The 26,700-nt window shown below is 66.4% G+C and carries 13 protein-coding genes; 4 read left to right on the top strand and 9 right to left on the bottom strand.

The window, feature by feature from the left end:
- Positions 1-54 precede the first annotated feature (54 nt).
- Together P0M04_RS24885 and P0M04_RS24880 are read left to right on the top strand one after the other, a co-directional pair.
- Entirely contained in the window at positions 55-1,794 is a 1,740-nt protein-coding gene (locus tag P0M04_RS24885) for a glycoside hydrolase family 9 protein (protein WP_259452207.1), read from the top strand.
- Position 1,795: 1 nt separating this feature from the next.
- Positions 1,796-2,977, top strand: a complete 1,182-nt coding sequence (locus P0M04_RS24880; RefSeq protein WP_259452206.1) for a glucuronyl esterase domain-containing protein — start codon at positions 1,796-1,798, stop codon at positions 2,975-2,977.
- A 106-nt stretch (positions 2,978-3,083) separates the two neighbouring features.
- Here the strand turns inward: P0M04_RS24880 and P0M04_RS24875 are convergent, their stop codons facing one another.
- From P0M04_RS24875 to P0M04_RS24840, 8 genes are all read right to left on the bottom strand, one after another.
- Positions 3,084-4,163 carry an SGNH/GDSL hydrolase family protein gene (locus P0M04_RS24875; RefSeq protein ID WP_259452205.1) on the bottom strand — a complete coding sequence of 360 codons (1,080 nt, stop codon included), beginning with the start codon at positions 4,161-4,163 and terminating at the stop codon, positions 3,084-3,086.
- Positions 4,160-5,275, bottom strand: coding sequence for a glycosyl hydrolase (locus P0M04_RS24870; protein WP_259452204.1), 1,116 nt, complete (start codon positions 5,273-5,275; stop codon positions 4,160-4,162). The genes P0M04_RS24875 and P0M04_RS24870 overlap by 4 nt, the downstream gene beginning before the upstream one ends.
- Positions 5,272-8,148 (bottom strand): glycoside hydrolase family 31 protein, encoded by a 2,877-nt coding sequence (locus P0M04_RS24865; protein WP_259452203.1) that lies wholly within the window; start codon positions 8,146-8,148, stop codon positions 5,272-5,274. The genes P0M04_RS24870 and P0M04_RS24865 overlap by 4 nt, the downstream gene beginning before the upstream one ends.
- 25 nt (positions 8,149-8,173) lie before the next feature.
- The gene (locus tag P0M04_RS24860; protein WP_259452202.1) at positions 8,174-9,835 is read right to left on the bottom strand and encodes a GH35 family beta-galactosidase; all 1,662 of its coding nucleotides are present in this window, start codon (positions 9,833-9,835) and stop codon (positions 8,174-8,176) included.
- 73 nt (positions 9,836-9,908) lie between these two features.
- Positions 9,909-12,911 (bottom strand): TonB-dependent receptor, encoded by a 3,003-nt coding sequence (locus P0M04_RS24855; protein WP_259452201.1) that lies wholly within the window; start codon positions 12,909-12,911, stop codon positions 9,909-9,911.
- Between the two features lie 91 nt (positions 12,912-13,002).
- Complete coding sequence (locus P0M04_RS24850; RefSeq protein ID WP_259452200.1) at positions 13,003-15,264, bottom strand: glycoside hydrolase family 95 protein; 2,262 nt, start codon at positions 15,262-15,264, stop codon at positions 13,003-13,005.
- Between the two features lie 58 nt (positions 15,265-15,322).
- Entirely contained in the window at positions 15,323-17,476 is a 2,154-nt protein-coding gene (locus tag P0M04_RS24845) for a sialidase family protein (RefSeq protein WP_259452199.1), read from the bottom strand.
- A 30-nt stretch (positions 17,477-17,506) separates the two neighbouring features.
- Positions 17,507-19,378 carry a putative glycosyl hydrolase gene (locus P0M04_RS24840; RefSeq protein ID WP_259452198.1) on the bottom strand — a complete coding sequence of 624 codons (1,872 nt, stop codon included), beginning with the start codon at positions 19,376-19,378 and terminating at the stop codon, positions 17,507-17,509.
- Positions 19,379-19,959: 581 nt separating this feature from the next.
- Here P0M04_RS24840 and P0M04_RS24835 point away from each other — a divergent pair.
- On the top strand, positions 19,960-23,013 hold the full coding sequence (locus P0M04_RS24835) for a TonB-dependent receptor (RefSeq protein ID WP_259452197.1): 3,054 nt from the start codon (positions 19,960-19,962) through the stop codon (positions 23,011-23,013).
- Positions 23,014-23,121: 108 nt separating this feature from the next.
- Positions 23,122-24,702 (top strand): aldehyde dehydrogenase (NADP(+)), encoded by a 1,581-nt coding sequence (locus P0M04_RS24830; protein ID WP_259452196.1) that lies wholly within the window; start codon positions 23,122-23,124, stop codon positions 24,700-24,702.
- Between the two features lie 6 nt (positions 24,703-24,708).
- On the opposite strand, the gene P0M04_RS24825 is transcribed toward P0M04_RS24830, so the two are convergent.
- Positions 24,709-26,700 carry a glycoside hydrolase family 2 protein gene (locus P0M04_RS24825; RefSeq protein ID WP_259452195.1) on the bottom strand — a complete coding sequence of 664 codons (1,992 nt, stop codon included), beginning with the start codon at positions 26,698-26,700 and terminating at the stop codon, positions 24,709-24,711.

Raw genomic sequence — 26,700 nt, 5'->3', positions numbered from 1 at the left:
CGCGGGCGGGGTAGGATGAAATCGATTTCAATTCTACAAGACCAAGGAGACTGCATGTATTCGTCGCGCCCGCGCCTTCCCACCGCCCTCGCCGTTGCCGCCCTGCTCGCAACGGGCGCCTTTGGTGCAAAAAACGCGGCGGCCGCCGGCATCGAGGTCAACCAGCTCGGCTTCCTGCCGGCGGCGCAAAAACTGGCCATCGTGCCGGCCGGCGCGAACGAGCGCTTCAAGGTCGTGGACGCGAACAGCGGCAAGCCCGTGTTCGAGGGCACGCTGGGCCCGGCCGCGACGTGGGACGCCTCGGGCGAGAGCGTGCGCATCGCCGATTTCTCCGGCCTGCGCACGGCCGGCAGCTACCGCGTGACGGTGGCGGGCCAGCCGGATTCGCCCGTCTTCGCCATCGGCGCCGAGCCGTACCGCGCGCTGGACGCGGGCGCCATCCGCGCCTACACGCTGAACCGCGCGGGCATCGCACTGGACGCGCGCGTCGCGGGCACCTACGCGCGGCCGCTGGGCCACCCGGACGACAAGGTGCTCGTGCACGAATCGGCCGCCTCGCCCAAGCGCCCGGCAGGCACCGTCATCAGGAGCCCGAAAGGCTGGTACGACGCGGGCGACTACAACAAGTACATCGTCAACTCCGGCATCAGCACGTACACGCTGCTGTCCGCCTACGAACACTTCCCGGCCTGGTTCGACAAGCTCGCCGTCAACGTGCCGGAATCCGGCAACGGCGTGCCCGACCTCCTGAACGAGGTACAGTGGAACCTCGACTGGATGATCACGATGCAGGATCCGGAGGACGGCGGCGTGTACCACAAGCTGACGAACAAGAGCTTCGACGGCATGGTGATGCCGGACCGCGCGACGGCGCCGCGCTACGTCGTGCAGAAGACGACGGCCGCGGCCCTCGACTTCGCGGCCGTGATGGCGGCCGCGAGCCGCGTGCTGGCGCCGTTCGATGCGAAGTCGCCGGGCCGCTCGCAGCGCTACCTGGCCGCCGCGGAGAGCGCGTGGCGCTGGGCCGTCGCGCATCCGGACGTCCTGTACCGCCAGCCGGCCGACATCCAGACGGGCACCTATGGCGACGAGAAGGTCGACGACGAGTTCTCGTGGGCCGCGGCCGAGCTGTACATCGCGACCGGCAAGGACGAGTACCGCAGCCGCGCCATCGCGGCGGCGCCGGGCGTGCAGACGGAACCCGGCTGGCCCGACGTGCGTCCGCTCGGCTGGATCTCGCTCGCGCAGCAGCGTGCGCACCTGAAGAAGCCGGAAGACGCGGACAACGCGCGCAAGCAGATCCTCGCCGCGGCCGACACGCTGCTGGCACGCTGGCAGGCATCGCCCGCGCGGCTGTCGATGGCGAAGTCCGAGTTCGTCTGGGGCAGCAATGCCGTCGTGCTGAACCAGGCCATGATGCTCGTGCAGGCCTATCGCCTCACGAAGAAGGCCGACTACCTGAACGCGGCGCAGTCGGCGCTCGACTATACGCTGGGCCGCAATCCGCTCGGCATCAGCTATGTGACGGGCTTCGGCTCCCGCTCGACCATGCATCCGCACCATCGTCCGTCGGAAGCGGACGGCATCGCCGCGCCGGTCCCCGGCTGGCTTGCGGGCGGTCCGAATCCGGGCCAGCAGGACGCCAAGGATTGCCGCGGCGTGTCGTACGCGTCGAAGCAGCCGGCCCTGTCGTACCTGGACCACGGATGCAGCTACGCCAGCAACGAGATCGCGATCAACTGGAACGCGCCGCTGGTGTACGTGGCCGCCGCGCTGCAATCGCTCCAGCGCTGACGTGGGCACGCGCCTCATCGCCGCGGCCTGCGCGGCGGCGCTGCTTGCCGGCTGCCAGCATCTAGCGCCGGCATTGCCGGGCGTGGCGGACCTGCGCCCGCAACCGCAACTGCCCGACCCGTTCACCTTTGCCGACGGCCGTCCCGTGCGCAGCAAGGCCGACTGGCAGCACCGCCGCGCCGAACTCGCGGTGCAGGTGCAGCACTACGAACTGGGTGTCAAGCCGGGAGCCGCGCCCGTGCAGGCGCGGATGGACGGCGCGGACCTCGTCGTATCGGTCACGCACGAAGGCCGCACGTTCAGATTCCCCGCGAAGATCCAGCTGCCGCAAGGCGGCAAGGCGCCGTACCCGGCCATCATCGGCATGGGCGCCGTCTCACTGAACAACGACGACTTGCAGCGGATGGGGGTCGCGCTCATCACCTTCCCCAACAACCTCGTGGCCGAGCAGCAGAACGGCGGCTCGCGCGGCAAGGGCGGGTTCTACGACCTGTACGGCAGCGGCCACATGGCCGGCGCGATGGCGGCGTGGTCGTGGGGCGTGAGCCGCCTGATCGACGCGCTGGAGCAAACGCCCGACGCACGCATTGACGCGGGCCGTCTCGGCATCACGGGCTGCTCGCGCAACGGCAAGGGGGCCATCGTAGCGGGCGCATTCGACGAGCGCATCAGGCTGACCATCGCGCAGGAATCCGGCAGCGGCGGCGCGGCCGGGTGGCGCATCTCCGACGCGCAGCGGGCCGCGGGCCAGAACGTGCAGACGCTGCGCCAGATCGTCACGGAAAACGTGTGGTTCACGGAGAACTTCAAACAGTTCGGCGAGGCCGCGACGCGCCTGCCGTTCGACCAGCACGAAGTGATGGGCCTGATCGCGCCGCGCGCACTGCTCGTCGTGGAAAACACGTCGATGGAGTGGCTGGGCAACGAGAGCGCGTTTCGCACGTCGCTGGCGGCGCGCGAGATCTGGACGGCGCTGGGCGCCGAAGATGCGATGGGGATCGCACAGGTGGGCGGGCATCCGCATTGCCAGCTGCCGGCGTCGCAGTACGGCCACGTGAATGCGTATGCGCGGCGGTTCCTGCTGAATGAGGCGGGTGTGGATACGCGGGTGCTGACGACGGATGGGACGTTTGAACGTGATCCGAAGGCTTGGGTAATCTGGAGCACACCCGCACTCCATTAATGCTGCTACCCCCGAACGTCATCCCCGCGAAGGCGGGGATCCAGGTTCTGCCAGCGTCATGTCAGCGCATACAAAATTGGGTCCCCGCCTTCGCGGGGACGACGGCTTACCAGTTCATCTTCTTCCTGATGAACGCCGTGAGGATCTGCGCATTGTCGCGCTGGTGCTTCAGGCGCGGATGCGCGCCGTAGCCCGTGAACGGGAAGAACACGGTGTCGATGCGCTGGTCGCCGCCCTTGCGCATGTCGTCGACCGCCGACTTGATGTAGCCCGGCCATTGCGAGCCCGGCTTCGTCGCGTCCATGCTGCCCAGCGCACACACGATGTAGGCCTTCGGGTACAGCTGGCGGATGCGCTTGACGAAGGTTTCATAGGCGGCGACGCGGCCGGCGTCGTCCGGTTCCGGCTGCAGCCGGTGCTGGTCGCCGACCAGCCAGCGGTCGTTCTGCATCAGGTTGATGACGACGACGTCCGGCGTCCAGCTCGCGAAGTCCCACTTCGTGTCGTTGTTGCCGACGGCGCTGAGCTGGTCGTAGAAGTCCGGCATCGTGAACGGGAACCAGCTGATCATGACGCCGATGCCGCTCTGCGACGTCTGGTGCAGTTCCGCGTTCAGGTTGCGCGCCGTGATGCCGGCGTACGACAGGTAGCTGTTCTTGTCGCGGCCCACGTCGTCGCGGCCGTTCATCGGGGCTTCGTCGCCCATGCCGCTCGTGATCGAATCGCCGAAGAATTCGATGCGGCGCTTCGGGCGTGCCGGCGGTGCCAGCATCTGGGCGCCGTCCGCCAGCTCCAGGCCGCGGAACACGGTCGCGCCCTCCTCGCCTTCCGTGCGCTTGGTGATCAGGAAGCTGTGCTTGCCCGCCGCGAGGCCGGCTATCACGTCATACTTCTTCGATCCCTGGCCCGCCTCGATGATCAGGGGGCTGGCCGTGTCGCCGTCGATGAAGACGTTGAAGTAGTTCTTGCCCTTCTCGTCGTCCAGCGTGACGGACAGCGACGTGCCCGTGAAGTTGCCGGCGATGGCCGTGTTTGGCCAGGTGATGACAGGGGCGTCCGGCTGGGCGAAGTCGATGCGGCCCGTGTACTGCAGGTGCTTGTCGCTGGGCGCCACGGCGACGCCGGCAAAAGCCTGGCCGGCATGCAGCAGCGCGGCCAGCACGAAAGTCTTGGTCAATCGTTTCATTGGGGAGCTTTCAGGAATGCGGGCAGCTCGTCGAGGGTGATCACGTCGGGGTGCCGATACACCTTCGTCTTGTGCGCCGCGTTGTTGTAATAGTCGCCGGTCCAGAAATTGTCCTTGTCGGACGTGCCGGCGGGTGCGCGGCCGTCGTTCCACGTCAGGAACCACAGCCAGCGCGCGCCGTCGCGCCGCATGTTGTCGGGATCGGGAATGTAGCTGTTCTCGGTCATGGCCACGGGCTTGGTCGCCGGACCGATGGCGGCCATGCGGCGGTAGGTGTCGATCTGCGACTTGTAGGTTTTCCGGTCGCGCTCATCGTACACGTCGTAACCCGTGATGTCGACGACGTCGTCGCCCGGATACCAGCCGGCGTCCTGGCCGTTCCACACCCAGATCAGGTTGTGCAGGCCATGCCTGCTCACGAGCCGGTCGAACATGTGGCGGTACAGCTGCACGTACGCCTCGGCGTTCGACACGCCGTCCGTGCGCTTGCGGCCCCACCAGAACCAGCCGTCGCCATTGCTGCCGGACGCTTCGTGCAACGGCCGCCACAGCACCGTCACGCCGGCCGCCTGCAGCTTCGCGAGTTCGGCGGCCACCCGGTCGATATCGGCATCGATCTGGCGGCCCGCGGGGCTGGACGAATCGAGCCGGCCGTCGCGCATGGGGATCGTGAACGCCGTGTTCTTGCGCGCATCCGGCTCGCGCGCATAGAAGTTGCCTTGCGTGCCCGCGGGCGCCGACGGGTCGCGCCAGTGCCAGCAGAACGTCACGAGGCCGCCGCGGCGTGCCCAGGCGATGGCTTCATCGACCTGGTGCGCGCCGTCGCCCTTCTGCCACGTGTTCATGAAGTCGAAGCCCATCAGCGCCGGGTATTTGCCGGTGTCGTCGAACACGCGGCGCGCCATGTCGACGCTGTCGTTCCACGTCAGGTCCTGCTGGCCGGCGATGGTCTGCCGGCCCCAGGTCTGCACCAGCCACGTGTACGCGGCGCGCGTGCGGGCGTCCGCCTGCGCGTCCACCGGTGTCGCGCGCGGGGACGCCGGGCGCGGCACCGCCGCGCCGCTCGATCCGGCCAGCGCGAACATCAGCGCAATGACGATGCTGCGCTTCACAGCTTCACGGTGACGGGCTTGCCGTCATACGTCACGGTCTTGTCGGCCGCATCCATGTCCGCGCTCGTCGCGACGCCGGCACGCAGCACGCGCACCTTGATCTGGCGCGTCTGCGGCATGCCCTTGTACTGGCCGCTGCGGGCGCCGATCGTGACGGTGCCCGTCTTGTCGTCGTAGCTGAACGGGATGCGGCTGAACTCACCGCGCTCGTACGCATTCGTGACGCCATCGTCCTCGTACAGGCTCGCCTGCCCGCTGGCGCCCGCATACACCTGCAGCACGATCGGCGCGTCCGGTTTCTCGTCGACGTACTGCGTGACGGGACCGGTCGGGATCACGGCGCCCGTGCGCACGAACACCGGGATGCGGTTCAGGGGAGCGTCCACCTTCGCGCTGGTGCCGCCCGCGTAGCGCTTGCCGGTATCGAAGTCGTACCAGTCGGCACCCGCCGGGAAGTAGACGGTGCGCTCGCGCGCGCCGTACGACGTCACCGGCGCCACCATCAGCGCGTGGCCGAACAGGTACTGGTCCTTGATGTTCTTCACCTTGTCGTCCTGCGGGAAGTCCATCACGAGGCCGCGCATCATGGTGCCGTTGGCGTAGTGCGTGTCGGCCGCCAGCGAGTAAATGTACGGCATCAGGCGGTAGCGCAGTTTCAGGTAGCCCACCATCGAATCGCGCATCGCGTCGTCGCCGGCCGCGATGTTGTAGATCTCGCGCTTGACCACTTCGCCGTGCGAGCGGAACAGCGGCGAGAACGCGCCGAACTGGAACCAGCGCAGGTTCAGCTCGCGCCATTCCTTCATGTCTTCCGGCTTGGCCTGGCCACCCGTCGTGGTGCGGTTTTCCTGGGCGGAGCCCACGTCGCCGTACTGGAAGCGGTTCTCCTGCGCATAGCCGCCGATGTCGTGCGTCCAGTTCGGGATGCCGGACATCGAGAAGTTCACGCCCGATGCGATCTGGTCGTACAGGTTGTTCCAGCGGCCGGCCGTGTCGCCGCTCCACACGGCGACGGAATTGCGCTGGATGCCGGCGAAGCCCGAGCGCGACAGGATGAACTGGCGCGTATCCGGCTGGTCGCGGCGCAGGCCTTCGATCATGCCGCCCGAGTGCACGAGGCTGTACGGGTTGAACGTGATCTCGCCGGGGCCGTAGACGGTCGGGCCGATCAGCTTTTTGAAGTCTTCCAGGCGCGAGTTCGACAGGACGTCCGGTTCCGTGTTGTCCATCCACCAGGCGTCGAAACCTTTCGCCACCAGCTTGTCCTTCATCTGGCGGTAATAGATGTCGCGCGCTTCCTGCGTGTACGGGTCGTAGTGGCTGTTCTTGTAGCCCTTGCCGACCCAGTCAAGCGCGCCGTCTTCGACGTTCTTCGTCCACATGTGGCCCTTCGCCGCCAGCTCCTTGTAGTTGTCGGTATTGGCGTAGAACTTGCCCCAGATGGAGATCATGATGCGCGCGTGCTGCTTGTGCACTTCGTCGACCATGCCCTTCGGATCCGGGAAGCGCACCTTGTCGAAGTCGTGCGAACCCCAGCCGTCTTCCGGCCAGTAGAACCAGTCCTGCACGATGTTATCCAGCGGCCAGCCGCGCTTGCGGTATTCGGACACCGTGTCCAGCAACTGCTGCTGCGTCTCGTAGCGCTGGCGCGACTGCCAGAAGCCGTACGCCCACTTCGGCATCATCGGCTGCTGGCCCGTCAGCGTGCGGTAGCCGCCGATGACGTTGTCCATACTGTCGCCGCTGATCACATAGTAATTGACGGCTTCGGCGATCTCCGACGACATCGTCAACGAATGGCGTTCCGGTGCCGGCAGCGGATCGTTGTGCGTCATCGCGATCATGCCGCCCGACGGCTTCCATTCCAGGTGCAGCCTGACGGGCTTGTTCGCCGCGAATTTCACTTCGAAGTTGTGGTACCACGGGTTCCAGCCCTGGCGCCACACGTCCATGACCTGCTTGCCGTCGACGGTGAGCGTCGCATAGTCCGACGCGTACAACTGCATCTTGTGCACACCCGCTTTCGGGCTGGCCATCGCGCCGTCCCACACGACCTTGACCTCCTTGCCGCCCAGCGCCTTCATCGACGGCAGTTCCTTCGGCCAGAACTCCTCGACATCCTTCAGGAACTGGTAGGCGATATCCTTCTCTTGCCGGGTCAGCGCCAGCTTGCCGTCGATGTAGTAGCGCGCCGTCAGGCCGCCCGGTTTGCCCTGCTCGTCCGTCAGTTTCAGGTCGCGCGACAGCCACGCATACGGCTTCGAATCGCCGAAACGCGTGATCGAGTTCTGGTCCCACAGGACGCCGTAGTTCTTGTCCGAGACGACGAACGGCACCGACGCGATCATGTTGTGCTGCTGCAGCAGCACGTCTTCGCCGTTGTAGTTCATCTGCGCGTTCTGGTGCTGGCCCAGGCCGTAGAACGCATCCTTCGTGCCGTAATTGAAACCTTCCTTGATCGCGAGGTAAGGCTTGCCGCCCACCTGGATCGGCGTGATGGTTTCCGCTGCCTGCGTCAGGAACGCCTTGCCGGCCGCGTCGAAGAAGCGGACCTGGCCATCCTTCAGCGACACCTGGGCGGCGATCTTCTGGGCCTTGAGCGTCACGGCATCCTTGCCGTCGGCGACCGTGAACGCGCAGCTGCCGCACGGTTTGGCGACCGTCATCAGCGACGGCGTGAGTTGCTTGCCTTCCTGGTCCAGCTTGACGACGTGGACGATGTTATCGGCCATCAGCTCGAGGCGCACGAGCTTTGCGGGGCCGGTATCCGGGCGCACCTCGATGCCGGTGGCGGTCTTCTGGACGGTGCCCGCGAGGGCGTGGCCGCCTGCGGCCAGCAGCAGCGCGGCGGCTGCGATTCTTGTCAGTTGCATGTCTCTCTCCTGGTTTTTCGCTACGTCAGTACGAACCCATCTTCACCTTCAACACCGTCGGCACAGCCGGCAGATTCAGGCCATAGTCGGTCTGGTCCCCATTCCAGTTCCGCTCCATGACCCATTTGCCGTCGGCGTCGAACCGGCCCTCTTCCACCCGCGCGTAACCCGTGGGCTTGCCCGCATTGGGGCCGGTGCCGGAAAACTTCACGCGGATCCGCTGGCCCACGATCACGAATTCGTCCGGGCCGACCTGCGCGATCGCGGCGCCGCCGTTCGGCTGGTCCGTGCCTTCGGCGTATTCGTTCTTGTCCTTCAGGTACTCGCGTTCGCCGAACTGGAATTCGCGGAACGACAGGTGCACGTCCCAGCCGTTCGCTGCGACGGTCTGCGGCTTGCGGTCGTCGCCTTCCGCGACGCCGTACGTGCGGCCTTCGTAGGCCCACTTGGCCCACACGCGCTGCATAGTCGCGAACACCTCGTAGACTTTCGCGAACGGCTCGATCATGCGCTTGTCCGTGTATTTCGAGCCGAGCGGGTAGTTGCTGTACATGGCGTAGTCGAAGCCGAACGGCGCGACGCCCAATGCGCCCTTGCCGATGATCTGGTAGACGTAGCGCGCATAGGCCGCGGCATTGCCCATCTCCGGCACCATCAGCGGATTGTCCGGACGCTGGAACAGCTGGAGCGTGGCGCTCACGTTGCTGGACTCGGGCATGTAGATGTCCGGGCCGGCGAAGTCGATGTGCGGTGCGGCCGCTTTATAGATGCCGATCACGTCGTAGGTCGGACCGCCGGAGGCGAAGTCCGCCTTCCACGGCGGCGCCGGCTTGTCGAGCACGGGCGCGCGCAGGGCATTGTTCACGTACATCGGCAGGTCGTACACGGCGCGGCCCGCCTTGGCGATGTCTTCGATGTAGGCGGCGATGGCCCAGGTATGGAAATACTGGTCGGCGTAGTCGCCGTACACCTCGGACCACGTACCCTGCTTCGGCCGGCCCGCGGGCGGCGGCTGGTGCGCAAGGACGGCGGCCGGCACCGGCTGCTGGAACGCGGCCTGGGCCCGCGGCGCGTAATCGCGCGCGACGCCATAGGTGCCCACTTCGTTCTCGACCTGCACCATGATCACGGTGCGCTTGTCCGAGTCGATCTTCCTGATGTGCTCCATCAGCGCCACGAACGCCTTCTTGTCGGCGGCCAGCGTGGCTTCGCCCAACGGGGACAGGCAGTAGCTCGTCTTGCCGTCCTTGTCGATCATGCGCGGGAAGCGCTTGTTGTCGAACTTGACCCACTCGGGCGCGTACGCCGGGCCGGTATTCTTCCAGGTGCCGAACCACAGCAGCACGAGGCGCGTCTTGTGCTCGCGCGCCTGTTGCACGAGCTTGTCGACGTAGCTGAAGTCGAAGGTGCCTTCCTTCGGCTCGATCTGTTCCCACGCGACGGGGATCTCCAGCGTGTTCGCATGCACATCCTTCATGGCGGCCCAGACCTTCGGCAGCGCGGCCGGATAGTTGCTGGAGTTATGGGCCTGGCCACCCAGGATCAGGAACGGGGCGCCGTCGACCATCAGGGCATAGCGGCCGTCCTTGCCCACGATGCGGGGCAGTTCGGATGCCGCGTGGGCGGCGTGGCAGGTGGCGGCGGCGAGCAGGCCGGCGGCCAGCAGGCGGAAGGATTTGGTTTTCATACGCGAACGGGTCTCCAGTCGTAGGCGTGGTTATTAAAAGCGGGCGGCCAGCTGGCCGCCCGCCGTGATGCGCTTAGAACGAGTAGCGCAGTGACGCCGTGTAGCGGCGGCCGGACACGAAGACCGCGCGGGTCATCATGCCGATCGACTGCTGCATCAGCTGTCGGTACTTCGAGTTGGTCAGGTTCTGCGCTTCCACGCCGAGCGACAGCTGCTCATTGATATTGTAGAAGAATGAACCGTCCAGTTGGCCATAGCTGTCCGACCACGTCGGCAATGCCCACGCGACCGTCTGCGTGGCGCCGGTCGCCGGATCGACGCGGCGGCCGTCCGTGCCGTTGGTGCCGTTGACGTTCACGTTCTGCAGTGCCTTCGAACGCCAGGCCCATGCCAGGCGTGCCGAGACCTTGCCCTTGTCGTACAGCAGGGCCAGGTTGTAGGCGTTCTTCGACAGGTTCTGCAGCGGCAGGTTGCCGAACGTCGCGCCGTTGGTGTCGCAGCCGTTCTGGTTCAGGTTCAGGTTATCCGCGCCGTTCGAGCTGCCCGAGCAGAACGCCGAGTTGACCGGATGGTACAGGTCTTCCTTGCTGTCCACGTACGTGTAGTTGGCCTGGACGCCAAATCCCGACATCCAGCCCGGCAGCTTGTCGAAGTACTGCTGGTACGCGATCTCCGCGCCGCGCGCACGACCGCGCGCGCCGTTGACCGGACCCGTGACCGTGAACGTGTACGGCGTACCGGTCACGCCGGCCACGTTGTAGCCGTAGGACTGGTTGATGATGATGTCCTTCAGCTGCTTGTTGAAGACGGCCACCGTCAGCGAACCGGCCGGCGCGAAATACCATTCCGCCGACAGGTCGACCTGGCGCGACTGCACCGGCTTGAGCTTCGGATTGCCGGTGCCGGTACCCGTCAGGCCGACGTTGTTGACGGTGACGACGTTGCCCGTCGTGGTCTGGTCGACGTTTTCCGACAGGGTCGTGTAGCTTTGCAGCTGCGAATAATCCGGTTTCGAGATGCCCATTGCGGCCGCGAAGCGGAACTGCAGCTTGTCGGTCGCCTTCATGCGCAGGTTCAGGCTCGGCAACACGTTGTGGTAGTGATTGTCGAAGTCCTGGCGCGTCGAGAACGCGGCGATGTTCGGGATTTCCGGACCGATGACCGTCGTGCCCTGGGCCGGCTGCGTGACGTTCGGGTTGAACACCGTGTAGCCGTGCGCCTTCAGCAGCGTCTGCACGTAGCGCACGCCGATGTTGCCGTCGATCGGGTACTTCAGGTCGTCGAAGCCGAAGCGCAGCTGCGTGTAGAACGCGCCGGTGCGCTCGGACAGGTCGTTCGTGCCTGCCGGGTCGGTGCCGAACGTCGCGGGCGACCACGGCGTGCACGGGTTGCTCGTGCCGTTCGCCTGGTTCGCCTGCTGGCACAGGATGTCGTGGTAGCTGTGCAGCGTCGCATAGCTGCCCGGGTAGCCCGTGGCCAGCGCCACGTTCGGGAACACGAGGGCCGGGACCGCGGTGTTATTGTTGAAGAAGTTCGTGAACTGGTGGACCTGCGTCTGGTTCGAGAAGCGCGGATCGCCCAGGTACGCGAGCTGGCCGCCCGTGTCCGACTGCCACGGCTGGGTGATGGCCGCCCAGTTGTAGCTCGGGTTCGAGTTCGTCGTCGTCGAATCGGCCTTCGTCAAACGCATGCCGAAACGGACGTCGCGCAGGACCGGATGGTCGAACGTGTATTTCGCATCCGTCTTCCACGCCCATTCGCCGGCATGGCTGTCGTCGAAGTGCTCCTGCGTGAACGCCCAGTAGTAGTTCGCCGGATTGGCCAGGTAGCTGGTCTGGTACTGGTCGAACGTCAGCTTCGGCACGGAGCCGGACAGGTCCACGTTCTCATACGGCATCTTGACGGCCGTGGCGACGGTCGAGTCGAAGCTGTTGCTCGTCGCGCGCACGCGCTGCAGGTCGGTGTCGAACTGCCACGCGCTGGTCGGACGCCAGGTCAGGTGCCAGGAGATATCCGTTGTCTGCGACTTGCGGTTGGCGGCGCGGGTGTCGGCGCCGAAGTCGATGCCCTTGTCGGTGGCGTCGGTCAGGGTGCCGGTCAGCAGCTGGCCGTTGGTGCCGTACGTGCCGTTGGTGACGCCGATGTTGTACGGGCTGGCGGACGAGAAGATCGCCTGCTCGTCCCACTGCATGCGGTACTTCGACTTGAAGTACGTGAGCGAGGACTGCAGGGTCGCATCCTTCTTCCACTGCAGCGCGCCGTAGAGGCCCTGGCGCTTGCGGTCGAAGTTCAGCGTGCGGTACTGCGAGCCTTTCGGCACCCACACGTTCTGGCCGGCGACGACGTCGCTGCGCTGGTAATACGGCTCGACCTGGAACGCGTCGGTGCGGGTGCCGCTTTCCGAGTACGCGTAGTCGACCAGGGCGCCGATCTCGCCGAAGCCCGTCTTCCAGCGGTCCGAGAACATGAACGAACCGGACGGCTGGCGCTTGCCCTTCTTCAGTTCCGAGTACGTGTTCTGCAGCGACGCGGCCAGCTTGCGGCCCTTGAAGTCGAACGGCATCGCCGTGCGCAGGTTCACGAGGCCGCCGATGGCGCCTTCGATCTGTTCCGCCGACGGGTTTTTATAGATATCGACGCCGGCCATCAGCTCGGGCGGGACGTCTTCGAAGTTGAGCGAGCGGCCGCCGTTGGCCGAGAACGAATCGCGGCCGTTCAATTCCGAACGCGTGTACGACAGGCCGCGGATGGTGACGCCCGAGCCTTCCACCGAATAGTGTTCCGGGTCGCCCTTCGACATCGTGCGGTCGATGGTGACGCCGACCACGCGCTGCAGCACTTCCGTGATCGAACGGTCCGGCAGCTTGCCGATATCGTCCGCGACGATCGAATCGACGATCTCGTCGGAATCGCGCTTGAGCGCCTGCGCCGAATTCAGCGCGGCGCGCTGGCCCGTGACGACGACGACATTGCTGCCGCCGGCCGGCTGGGCCTCCTGCGCGACCGCCATGCCGCCGGCCAGCAACGCGACATGCGTTACGGCCACGGCGATGGCTGTTTTCTTCAATTGATACATCTACATCTCCTTTGGCTGACAACAGGGCCCATCGAATGACGGTGCCCTTTACTGCAAAGAGACGACCTCCCGGGGTCTGCCTCTGAACTCCTCAAAACCGTGCCGCATCCAGGCGCACGCTCTCGCCCGGACGCAGCTTCACCGCGACGGTGCGCTCGCCATAGCGCACGTTCGCGGCACCGCTGCCTGCTACCCTGCGCACGACGGCATCGACGAGGCGGCCGCGCGTCCAGCGCAGGTCCACCTCGAATCCGCCGCGCGCACGCAGGCCTTTCACTTCGCCGTCCGGCCACGCGGACGGCAGCGCGGGCAGCAGCTGGATCGCGCCCGCCTGCGACTGCAGCAGCATCTCCGCGATGCCGGCCGTCGCGCCGAAATTGCCGTCGATCTGGAACGGCGGATGCGCGTCCAGCAGGTTCGGATACGTGCCGCCGCCATTCAGTTGTTCCGAGCCGGCGCTGGCCTGCTGGGCCGCGCGCGCGCCCGGGCTCGCCAGCACCCCGCGCAACATTTTGTAGGCGTGGTCGCCGTCGTAGAGGCGGGCCCAGAACGCCATCTTCCACGCCATCGACCACCCGGTGCCCGCGTCGCCGCGGGCTTCCAGCGTGCGCTTCGCGGCGGCGGACAGCGCCGGCGTGCGCGCGGGGCTGATCTGGCGCCCCGGGAACAGCGCGAACAGGTGCGAGACATGGCGATGCGTGTCGCCCGGCGTATCCAGCACCGGATCCTTCTTCTCGTCGAGCCACTCGAGCAGCTGGCCCCAGCTGCCGACCTTCGGCGCCGCCAGGCGATCGCGCATGCGGGCGAGTTTGTCGCGCAGGGGCTTGTCGACGCCGAGGACGTCCGCCGCTTCCACCGTGTTGTTGAACAGGTCCCAGACGATCTCCTGGTCGTACGTGACGCCGTCCTCGATGGGGCCGTGCTCGGGCGACCAGCCCTGCGGCGCGACGAGCCGGCCGTCCGGCAGTTCCTTCAGATAGTCCTGCCAGAACGCGCTCGCCTCCTTCATCATCGGGTACGCGACGTCGCGCAGGAACGTTTTATCCTGCGTGAACGCGTAGTGTTCCCAGAAGTGCTGGGCATACCAGGCGTTGCCCGTCTTGTTCCACGTGTAGCTCATGCCGCCGAAGGGATTCGATTCCGTGCGCAGCGTCCAGCCGCGCACCGGTCTGCCCTCTTTAGTCTTGAACTCCGCCGCCGTCGCCTGGCGCCACACGGGCGCCACGCTCGTCACGAAGCCGAAGAACGGCTTGGCCATCTCGGACAGGTTCGTCACCTCGGCCGGCCAGTAATTCATCTGGACGTTGATGTTCGTGTGGTAGTCCGAGCGCCACGGCGGCGTGAGACTGTTGTTCCACAGGCCCTGCAGGTTGGCCGGGAGCGACCCGCGCGAGCTGGACGCCAGCAGGTAGCGGCCATACTGGAAGTACTGCGCTTCCAGTTCCGGGTCGTTGCCGTCCTTCGTGTATGCCAGTACACGCGCGTCCGTCGGCAGCGCCTTGCGGTCCGGCGCGGTCGCGCCCAGGTCGAGCTGGACGCGGCCCAGCAGGCTTGCCACGTCGCGCTCATGCTCTGCGCGCAGCTGGTCGGCGGGACGTGCGGCTGCTTTCGCCACCTGTGCCGTCACGCGCGCCAGCGGATGCTCGCCCCGGAAGTGCTTCGCCGCGTCGGCTACATAGCTCGTGCCGGCGCCCACGATCACGGTCAGCGCATCGCAGCCCGTGAACACGATGCGGCCGTTCTCGACGGCCACCTTGCCGCCCTCGTTCACGATCCTCGCCTGGCTCGCGTAGTCCAGCGTATTGGCCGTCGGCGCTTCGTTCGGCAGCGTCCAGCCGGCCAGCGTGCCCGTCGCGTACAGGGTATCCTTGCTGGACGCGAGATGCGCGCCGTGGCGGTCGGACAGCGCGATCGACCCCGAGTACTGGCCCGGCTTGTCGGCCGTCAGGCGCAGCACGAGTACCTGCGCCGGGTGGCTGGCCCACGCCTCGCGGCGATAATGCACGCCGCCGTGCGTGTACGTGACGGCGTGGACGGCATGCGCCAGGTCCAGCGTGCGGCGGTAGTCCCGCGCATCCCAGTCGTGCCCCGGCAGGTCGACGACGACGTCGCCGAACGGCTGATAGGTACCCGTCTCCTTCGCGTCGCCCGACCACAAGGTGATGTCGTTGAACTGCAGGTGTTCGCGCGCGAGGCCGCCGAACACCATCGCGCCGATGCGGCCGTTGCCGATCGGGAGCGCTTCCTTTTCCCAGCCCTGGTCATTGTCCTGGGCCGGGCGGTCGTAGCGCAGCACGAGGTCCTGTGCCGCTACCGCAGTGGAGACGGCGCCGGCCAGGGCCAGCGCGAACATCAACGGATGAAATCGATTACAAAGAAGGGCCATAAAAATCGCTGTCAGGAAGCGTTGATCAGTTGGCGGCGGCAGGTTTGCCGTACACGATGCCGCGACCGGCCGTGCTCATGTAGACGACGCCGTAGCGGTTCATGTCGCCCACGATGAACTGGCCGTCGCCCGGTCCGCCGTACTGGTGGGCGTCGTCGTTGATGCGGGTCCAGGTGGCGCCGCCGTCGATGGAGCGATGGATGCCGCGCACGCCCTTCACGTCGCCCCAGATGTAGACCGCCGGGTAGTCGTGTCCGGGCGCCGCCTTGCCGAAGCCGACTGCGCCGCAATAGCGCACGGCGTCCAGCGCCGCGAAGTGGGTGCCGCCGTCGACGGAGCGTACGAGACCGCCGTTCTTCAGCGCGACCCACACGTCCCCGCCCCGCCCCGGCGCAACCCGCACGAGGCGCGACCCGCCCGCGGGCAGGCTCGCGCGTGGCGCGAACGAGGCGCCGCCGTCGGTGCTGACGAGAAGCGCCGTATCGTCGTACGCGTAGAACACCTTCGCGTCGACCGGGTCGCCCACCGGGCGCAGGTTGGCCTTCGCGAGACCCGCCACGGCAGTCCACGTCGTGCCGCCATCGCCCGAGCGCCAGGCCTCTTGCGCCTTCTCGGGTGCGTGCAGGATCACGGCGCCGTCGGCCGATATCGCGACCTGTCCGCGCTTGCCGTTGATGGCCGCCGTCTTCTTCCACGTGGCGCCGCCGTCGTGCGTGACGAGCATGCTGTCGCCCACGCGTACCATCGTGCGCGGATCCTTTGGAGCGTAGGCGAGGCCCGTCGTCGTGCCGATCTGCGGATCGTGGATGCGACCGTGGCGCGACGGATCGTCGTGCAGGTAGCCGTCGATGTCCCCGATGGCGGAAACGAGCGGACCGCCGGGAATACTGGCGAAGCCCAGCGGGACCGTCTCTTCCAGCCCGTCGACGGTGAACGTCCACGTGGCGGGCGACGCATCGATGTTCGCCGTGCGGAACACGCCGTTGCCGGACGTGACCCAGACGGCATGCGTGTCGGCCGGGTCGAATTCGACGGAACCGGCCCAATGGATCGAGTGACCTTTCAGCCAGGGCACCCCGGCCGCGTCGCGCACGAACCCCCGGCCGATCACGTCGGTCCACGAGGCGCCGCCGTCATTCGACAGGAAGATGCGGTCGCCCTTCGCGTCGCCCTGCGGCAGGAACGTATTGATGGTCGACGCGACGAGGCGCTGCGGATTTTTCGGATCGACGCTGATGCCGGCGAACGGGCGCGTCCAGCCGGCGGGCGTGATGTTCGTCCACACGCCGCTCGCGATCGCGTATCTCCAGATCTGGCCGCGGTCCATCGGCTCGCGGCCCGTGCGATCCGGATGCGGGCCGGCGCCGTTCGCGAACGTGACGATGAGGTTCCCTGCCCCGTCGAGGATGGCGCGCTGCGGCATCAGGTCGAGCGGCGCACCGGCCACGGGTTCGAACGTCGCGCCGCCGTCGTCGCTGCGGTACAGGTTCGCACCGACGGCGCCGAAACGCGACACGCCCACGAACACGCGGCGCGCCTGCCCATCCTTCACGCTGGCGGGGTCCGGCACGACGACATCGATGCCGACGTCGTTCGGCGTGGCCATTACCGGCAGCGCCGTCACGCGGGTCCACGTGCGGCCCGCGTCGGCGCTCTTGAACAGGCCGTCGCGGCGCGTGCCGACGTACAGCAGCTTGCTGTTGCCCGGATCGACGGCGAGGCGCTCGCCATCCTGGCGGCCCATGCCGTTGCCGTGGGTCTTGAACTGGTTCGTGACGTCGACGACGGAAAAGGTCTTGCCCGCGTCCGTCGAATGCAGGATCGCGGTGCGGCCGCCGTTCAGGTAGGCGATACCGGCGAGCAGCCAGATGTTGTCGGCATCGCGCGGGTCGACCGCGAGCGAATCGATGCCGAGGTAACCCGTCTGGTCTTCCGCCACCCAGTCGAGCAGTGGATGCCAGCGGCGTGCGCGCGGATCCCAGCGGTACGCGCCGCCCACGTCCGTGCGCGCATAGGCGACGCCGGGCGCGGCGCGGCTGGGCACGACGGCCGTGACGAAGCCGCCGCCGCCGATCGCGACGCTGTCCCATACGTACGGCACCTGCTGCGCCTCCACGCGGCCGGCCAACAGCGCGACCGCCAATGCGACCGCGGGGGCCAGCTTCATCGACTTCATCATGCCGTCTCCATCATGCGTACATACACCTGTTTAGCCCTTGTAGACACGGAAGCTGTGCGGCGGGATCACCACCTCGCTCACCGCATCGGTCGGCCCGTGCTTCACGACCTTCACTGTCGTCGCGGTGTCGCGGAACGACTGGATGACGTAGGCGCCGTTATCGTAAGTGAACAGGCTCACGCCGGCCGGCGCCTCGATGCGTACGGGCGTGTCGGCCATCAGGTATTTCTTCACGCTGTTCATCACGCCCGGCGGCATACTATACAGGTCGCCGATATTGCTGGGAATGGACAGGACGTAGAGCACGCCCTTCGAATAGCGGTTCATCAGCAGCACCGGGAAGCCGCGTGCGCCCGCGACGCCGCGGATGATGGGCCACGCGTCGTTCGTGAAGTAGTGCAGCTCGGGGAACAGCACGTCGCGCGGTGCCACCTTCGGATCGTCGCGCAGCGATTCGCCGTTGCCCGCGCCATAGCCGTTGTAGTAGTCGTTCAGCAGCACCTGGTTGCCGGTCGCATAGACCTCGAGCAGGTCCTGGAAGCCGCGGTCCTTGCGCTTCGGATCCTGCGTCGCCTTGACGAAGCCGGACGTCACGAACACGACCTTCCCCGCCTCCAGCTGGCGCTTCACCTTGTTCAGCACATCGGGGTCCGCGGCCGATGCCTGCGTCAGCAGGATCGTCTGCGCGTCCCGCGGGAAGCGCGCCGTCAGTGCGATCGGGATGCCGACGTTGCCCAGGTAGTTGGGCAGGAAGTCCTCGGCCGACGACGAGTTGGCCGGACGGTAGGTCGGGATGCCGGTCGGATTGCCCAGCTGGTCGAGTACGGCGTCGATCTGCTTCAACGCGGCGCCCGCGGCCAGACCCCAGCCCGGCGGCGCTGTCGCGTCCGGGTTCGCCGCCTTCCAGTCGGCCACGATGCGGTCCCAGTCGAACGTCGTGGGCGTCCCCGCCCACGGACGCTCGCCCGCTTCGGCCGGCGTGTCCTGCGCGGCCGGGTGCCAGTTGAACAGCGTGATCTCGGGCGCCTTCGCAAGCATCGTGTCCCACAGCTGTTCCGCGTAACGGTCGATGTAGCGGATCGAATAGGTGTCGACCCAGCCGCCGCCGTTCTTGCCGTCCTTACGGAGCGTCTCGTAATAGCGGATGATGTTGTACGACTCGTACTGCTGCAGCAACTGGTCGGTGATGACCGGGTCGCGCGTCTCGGTGCCCGCATAGATCCCGTCGAACATGTCGGGCTGCTGCGCGAGGTCGAAGCCCAGGCCTTCGAAATGCTCGTACCAGTTCGGGTACTTGATGACGATCTTGACGTTTTTGTTGACGGCGCGCGCCGGGTCGATGATCAGGTCTTTCGACACCTTGCGCATCGTGGCGAGGCGGTAGTCCGTCCACGTGCGTGCGCCCTTCGCCTTGATGTCGGCGTCCGACTTCGACGTGTAGAACGTGAAGTCGTCGAGGATCACGTGGTCGAAATGGCGCGCCATCAGTGCCATCGCGCGCTTGCACGTGTCGCGGTCTTTCGGCGACTCGTAGTCGAAGGTCATGAACTGGCCGTCGAAACCGCCCGCCGCGAGCGTGACGCCGCCCGCCACCTCGATGCCCTTCGCCTGGAACTGGCGCTTCACGGCCTCGATCTCGGCGTCGCTGGCAAAGTGGTTGTCGCGGTAGCCTTCGATATAGACCTTGTCGAACGGGACCTGGCTCATGGCACGCGCGAATTGGTGCTCGAAGACCTGCGGGTCGACGAGGCTCTGCGTGACGTTCACCGGAATATAGATCGCGGTCTTGAAGTGCTTGTAGTGGCCGGCGGCCTGCGCCGGGACGGGCGCCAGCATGGCATTGCCGGCGAAAGCGAGAAAGGCCAGCGCGGCAGCGGTCTGGCGGGCGAGCGAGGTGCGCATGTGTCTCCGGCAATGTTTTTATGGTGTTAATCGCCGCTATGCTAAGCGAACCGATGTGGGGTGCGCAAGGCGAATGTTCGCGCTAACAAATGGTAGCGCTCCTCATCCCGGTGTTTAGCGTGTTTAGTCGCTACACCCTGAAACTGTGCGAAACGTTGTGAAAAGGTAGCGCTGACATGACACACTTGTTGTATTTCTCACACGCACAAGAAGATTTTTTTGGCAGTCATGAAATCGATTGCGTATAACATCGTCTGGTGAGCTTGCAGCCGGGCTCAGATGACGCACGCGAACGCGAGCGCACTCTCGAAAACGGCAGTGTTCACAGGTAAGACGGGGCCTCGCGCGCTTCCGGCCCAGCGCTCTCCCGGCTGGCCAGCATACGGGGGCGAGGTCCTGGCAACGGTCTCTTTGCCTCCACTGTCGGAAAAAAGAAACGTTGCGTTGTCACAAAACTGACAACGGAGTAGCAAGAAATAAAAAATTTATGGTAGCGTATAACAACCAGTGTTAAGTCTCACATTCACACTGGATTTGTTAGAGCTTGTTATAACAACACTACCTGATCATCGGGGGAGACAATGAGGAATTTCCAAAAGACCGCGATTGCGGCAGCGGTTGCGCACGTAGCCGTCCTTTCCAGCGCCGCAGCATGGGCACAAACCACCGGCACGACCGACCCCGCCAGCGGCGCCGCCGTCGTCGTGGTCAGCGGCCAGCGCGCCGCACTGCAGTCGGCGCAAAAACTCAAGCAGGATGCCGACGAAGTCGTCGATTCGATCGTCGCCGAAGACATCGGCAAGCTGCCGGACCGTTCGGTCACCGAGGTGCTGCAGCGTATCGCCGGCGTCACCATCGACCGCAACATGGCGGGCGACCCGAACCGCCAGTCCGTCGAAGGCTCGGGCGTGTCCGTCCGCGGCCTGACCTACGTGCGTTCGGAAGTCAACGGCCGCGACGCATTCTCGGCCGGCGGCGGCCGCTCGCTCGGCTTCGCCGACGTTGCACCGGAGCTGATGGCCGGCGTCGACGTCTACAAGAACCCGTCCGCGGAACAGATCGAAGGCGCCGTCGCCGGCCTCGTGAACCTGCGCACGGCCATGCCGTTCGACTACAAGGGCTTCAAGGGCACTCTCGGCGTGTCGGAAACCTATTCGACCCTGCGCAAGGGCGCGCCGTCCCCCACCGGCACGGTCCTGCTGTCGAACCGCTGGAAGTCGGACACGTTCGGCGAATTCGGCGCCCTGGTCGACTTCGCGCATGCGAAGAGCCCGACCCGTTCCGACGGCGTCGGCGTCGACGTGTACTACCCGCACGTGAACTCCACGAATCCGGCCCTGTACGACCGCTCGAAGACCCAGTGGATCCCGCTGGGCGTCGGCTACCGTTCGCAGGACTTCGAGCGTACCCGCCGCGGCGACTACGCCGCCTTCCAGTGGCGTCCGAACCGCGACTTCACGGCCGCCCTCACCTACTTCAAGACGAAGTACAAGGAAGACCTCGACGAGCACGTCGTCGGTTCGTCCGAGGACAAGTGGTACCAGCAGGTCGCGAGCCAGGACTCGGTCTTCAACAGCAACGGCGTGTTCCAGAGCGGTACGATCTCGAACCCGACGTACGGCGGTTCGCCGTTCAACAGCTCGCAGCGCATCAACTCGCGTGAATCCAGCACCCGCGACACCTCGCTGAACCTGCAATGGCGCGTCACGCCGAGCCTGACCTGGACCAACGACTTCCAGCACGTGCGCTCGACGACCGAAGGCTTCGACGCCGACGTGTCGACCGGCTTCATCATGCCGAACCAGCAGATGGACATGCGCGGCGACGTCCCGCAGATTACCCTCGGCTCGGCAGCCTACATGGCCGACCCGAACAACTACTACTGGGCCTACACCCAGGAAGCGCTGGACCACGCCACGGCGACCCAGAAGGCATGGAAGACCGACTTCAAGTACGCGTTCGACCACCCGGTGCTGCGCGACGTCCGCTTCGGCTTCCGCATGGCCAACCGCGACGGCGAGAACCACAAGGCCCAGAAGTTCTACAACTGGCAGGCCATCACGTTCCCGTGGATGGAAGGCTGGCAGATCCCGCACGTTGCCCGCCTGGGTGACCCGCGCTTCGCCGGCGGCGCCTCGCTGCAGAAGATCGACAACTTCTTCGACGGCAAATACAACCTGCCGCCGATGCTGTTCGCCGACGAATCCGTGGTGCGCGGCTTCCCGAACGAATGGGCGAAGATCCACGCCTACCACGACGTGCTGTGCAAGGAGCAGGGTTCGACCTGCGATCCGTGGAAGGCAGCGACCTTCAACGATCCGGCAGCGACCAACACGCAGAGCGAGAAGACCCGCGCCGCGTACACGCAGCTGCGCTTCGGCTTCGACGACCTGAAGTACCCGATCGACGGTAACATCGGCATCCGTTACGTGAAGACGAACGGCTCGGGCAGCGGCTACGTCTCGTACAGCCCGCCGACCGTCAACATCCCGACCGATGCCCCCGTCACCGGCGCGGACACGCTGGTCAACATCGCGCCGTTCGCGGCAGCCCAGTCGGCCAGCAACTCGTACCACAACTGGCTGCCGAGCCTGAACCTGCGCCTGAAGTACAGCGACCAGCTGCAGTTCCGCTTCGCCGTGGCCAAGTCCATGTCGCGTCCGGACTTCAACCAGCTGCAGGTGCAGACGACGCTGAACTCGTCGCCGAACCAGACGACGATCCGCGACGCGTCCGGCAAGACGACCCAGGTCATCTTCAACGGCACCAGCCTGTCCGGCAACAGCGACGGCAACGCGATGCTGAAGCCGACCACGTCGACCAACGTCGACCTGACGGCGGAATGGTACTTCGCCAAGGCCGGTTCGCTGACGTTCTCGGCGTTCAACAAGGACATCAAGGACATCATCACGACGCAGAACTACGCGTACACGAGGAACGACGTCAACGGCAAGCCGCAGACGTTCGTGGTCACGGGTCCGGTCAACGGCGCCAACGGCTTCGCCCGCGGCTTCGAGATCGCGCACCAGCAGTACTACGACTTCGTGCCCGACTGGCTGAAGGGTATCGGTACCCAGGCAAGCTGGACCTACGTGTCGAGCGAGCGCACGCTGAAGAATCCGGTGTTCGAAGCATGGTGCTCGGGTAACGATGCGGGTTCGAACTACAACCTGTTCATCAACGGCTGCGATACCGACGGTCGTGCATTCGGCAAGACCCCGCTGCAGGGCCTGTCGCGTCACACGATCAACTTCGCGGTCATGTACGAACAGCACGGCCTGTCGATGCGCCTCGCGTACAACTGGCGTTCGCGTTACCTGCTGGGCGTGACCCAGTGGGGCAGCCGCGGCAACAACGGCCTGAACACGAACCCGGCGGCGGATCCGGCGAAGTTCCTGATCCCGACGACGAACAACGACCAGGCATTCGGCCTGCCGCTGTACCAGGCACCGTACGGCCAGCTGGACGGTTCGATCTTCTACGACTTCACGGACAAGTTCCGCGTCGGCCTGGAAGCGACGAACCTGACCAACTCGTACACGCGTCAGATCATGGAGCAGCACGCTGGCAACTTCACCCGCCAGGTGTTCATGAGCGGTCCGCGTTACACGCTGCTGGCCCAGTACTCGTTCTGATCGAACGGAAATCCGCATGATTCGATACAATCGCTGATCGATTCCTGCCCACCGCCGCCGCGGCCTTCACGGGTCGCGGCGGCGTTTTATTTTCAACAAGGAGCACTCATGAACATCCAAGGCGAAATGATCATCGGCAAGCAGGCCGTGCGCGGCAGCGCCGGCACGCTGCGCGCCTACAATCCGTCGACGCGCGCCGAGATGGAACCCGAATTCGGCGCCGCCGGCATGGACGACCTTGCCGCCGCCTGCCTGTTGGCGGAACAGGCGTTCGACGCCTACCGCAACCAGCCGCTCGAGCAGCGCGCCCGCTTCCTGGAAACCATCGCCGACCGCATCATGGACCTGGGCCCGGCCCTGATCGAGCGTGCCTCCGCCGAATCCGGCCTGCCGACGGCCCGCCTGGAAGGCGAGCGCGCGCGCACCTGCAACCAGCTGCGCCTGTTCGCGAAGGTCGTCCGCGACGGCCACTTCATGGAAGCGACGCTGGACTCCGCCCTGCCCCAGCGCACGCCGCCGCGATCCGACCTGCGCATGCGCAAGATCGGCCTCGGCCCCGTCGCCGTGTTCGGTGCGTCGAACTTCCCGCTCGCGTTCTCCGTCGCCGGCGGCGACACCGCGTCCGCGCTGGCGGCCGGCTGCCCCGTCGTCGTGAAAGCCCATAACGCGCACCTGGGCACGTCGGAACTGGTCGGCAAGGCGATCCGCCAGGCCGTCGAAGACTGCGGCATGCCGGAAGGGACCTTCTCCATGCTGATCGGCACCGGCTTCGAGATCGGCCTCGCGCTCGTCCAGCACCCCGTCATCAAGGCCGTCGGCTTCACGGGCTCCCGCAATGGCGGCCTCGCGCTCGTCAATGCGGCGCAGGCCCGCAAGGAACCGATCCCGGTCTACGCCGAAATGAGCAGCATCAATCCGTTCTACCTGCTGCCGGGCGCCCTGGCCGCGGGCGGCGCCAAGCTGGCGCAAGGCTTCGTCGATTCGCTCACGATGGGCACGGGCCAGTTCTGCACCAACCCGGGCCTCGTGATCGCCCTCGCCGGCCCTGAGCTCGACGTGTTCCGGAGGGCCGTCACGGAAGCGCTGGCCGCCAAGGGCGCGGGCACGATGCTCACCGCGGGCATCCACCAGGCGTACGTCGACGCGATCGCGCGCCGCTCCGGTCTCGCCGGCGTGGAACTCATCGCCCAGGGCAGCTCGGACGGCTGCGGCTGCGCCGCGCAGGCCGCGCTGTACCAGACGGATGCGGCCACGTTCCTGTCGAACAGCGCGCTGGAAGAAGAGATCTTCGGACCGAGCTCGCTGATCGTCGTGTGCAAGGACGAAGCCGAGCTGCTGGAGGTGACGCGCCACGTGGAAGGCCAGCTGACGGCCACGATCCACGCGACGGCCGCCGACCGCGAACTGGCCGCGCAGCTGATGCCGACGCTGGAACGCAAAGCCGGCCGCATCCTGTTCAACGGTTTCCCGACCGGCGTCGAAGTGTCCCACTCGATGGTGCACGGCGGCCCGTTCCCGGCCACGTCGGACAGCCGCACCACGTCGGTGGGCGCGACGGCCATCGAGCGTTTCCTGCGTCCGGTGTGCTACCAGGACGTGCCGGCGGACCTGCTGCCGGAAGCGCTGCGCGACGAGAATCCGCTGGGGCTCACGCGCATGGTGGACGGGACCCTGCAGGTCGCGAAGTAAGTCACATCACGGTTCGAGGTGCCATTCGACGCTGTCCTGGACGGCGCCGGCCTGCACCTCGATCCGGTTCGTCCCCGGCGCCAACCGCACCGGCCACCGGGCGATATGGCCTTCGACGGCCCGCTCGCCCTGGTCGGTGCCATTCACCCGCAGCCACGCCGCCGGCTGGTTGCTGTACACCTTCACTTCCACCTGCGCCGCGGTCCGCTTCACCGCGCGCCGCGACGTGATGTACACCATCGGCTGCTTCGACCAGTTGGCCTGGTACCAGTAATACGCATCCTTGCGCACCTTGCGGTCCATGCTGACAAGGCCCTTGTCGTTGACGCCCCGCGCATCGCCCTCGTTGCGCCCGGCGGACGCGAAATCGAATCCCGTCCACACATAGCTCGCCCACAGCCACGGCGCCGCCTCGATCTGGCGCCAGGCCGCCTCGTGGTACAGCGCCTGGTATTGCTCCGGATGCCAGCGGCTGGGCGCCACCGGCCGGCGCACCGGGTCTTCCTGGTGCAGCGCGCTGCCGCCGGCGCCGTATTCGCTCAGCGACTTCGGCGTGCGCGGCCGCTTCGCATGGTTAGCCGCGAGGAACGGGGCCAGATCCGCGAATTCCTTGTCGTACCAGCCGAAATAGACGTTGGACCCGACGGCGTCCGTGTGCATCGCCTGCGGCCCGTCGATGGGCGCGCAGCAGTTCGCGTACGCGGTCGGCCGGCTCGCATCCTCCGCGTGCACGAGCTTCTGCATGGCGTCCAGCACGCGGCCGCTCACCTCGTCGACCTTGTAGATCTCGTTCCCGAGCCCCCACACGAATACGGACGGATGGTTGAAATTCTGGCGCACGAGTTCGCGCGCCTGCTGCGCCGCATTGGCCGCGTACGCATCGCTCCCGTTCACTTCCGACGTCAGCGGCAGCTCGGTCCAGACAAGGAAGCCCTTGCGGTCCGACAGCGCGTAACTGTGTTCGTTGTGCTGGTAGTGGGCAAAGCGCAGGCCCGTGACGCCCAGCTCGGACAGGATGCGGTAGTCGTCGTCGATGTCGGCATCGTCCACCGCGACGCCCTTGCCCGGCACGTACGTCAGGTGCACGTTCACGCCGTGCACGCGGTACGGGCGGCCGTTCAGCAGCAGGCCGCGGTCCGGGTCGAGTTGCACGGTCCGGATGCCGACCTCGTTGTCCACGCGGTCGAGAACCGCGCCCGCACGGGCCACCGTCACCTCGCTCGTGTACAAATACGGATCCTCGACGCCCTGCCACAGGTGCGGGTTCGCCAGCACCGCATCCAGCTCGACCGGCACCACGGCGCGCGCGGGCAGCGCGACGGACCGCTGCGCCGTCGCCACGACCTTGCCGCCTGCATCGCGCAGCCGGGCCGTCACCACGACGTTCTCCGGCCGCGCACGGTCGTTGGCCACGCGCGCGCGCCAGTGCGGGCGGTCCGCCTGCGGCGTACTGAAATACACGCCCGGTCCGCCCGCATCGAGCATGTCGATGTGCACGTCGTCCGTCGCCACGAGGCGTACGTGCCGATACAGGCCGCCGTACAGCGTATAGTCGCCGCCCAGCGGCGCCACATCCGGCTGGCGCGTGTTGTCGACGCGGACCAGCAACGCGTTGGCGCCGGGCCGCAGGTGATCCGTGACGTCGAAACGGAAGCGCGCGAAACCGCCTTCGTGGCGGCCGATGCGCGTGCCGTTCAGCCAGACGTCCGTCGACAGCGCGGCGCCGTCGAATTCCAGGTACGTGCGGCCCGCATTCGAGCGTCCGACGGTGATCGTGCGCCGGTACCAGCCCGCGCCGCGATAGAAGTTGGGCGACGTGCCGTCGTCCGCGTTGAACGTGTGGGGCAGCGCGACGGTCGTCCAGCCGCTTGGCGCACCCTTGGCGAACTGCCAGCCGTCGTCCAGCGCGGTGACGGTACGGGGTGCCGCCTGGACGGAGGCGACACAGGAAAGCGCCAGGACGAGCACCCGGCAAATACGGATCATGGTAGCGTGCAT

Source organism: Telluria mixta (assembly GCF_029223865.1).
Classification (GTDB): domain Bacteria; phylum Pseudomonadota; class Gammaproteobacteria; order Burkholderiales; family Burkholderiaceae_D; genus Telluria; species Telluria mixta.
The sequence above is the reverse complement of the archived record's forward strand: the minus strand, read 5'-3'. Positions and strand labels throughout refer to the sequence as shown.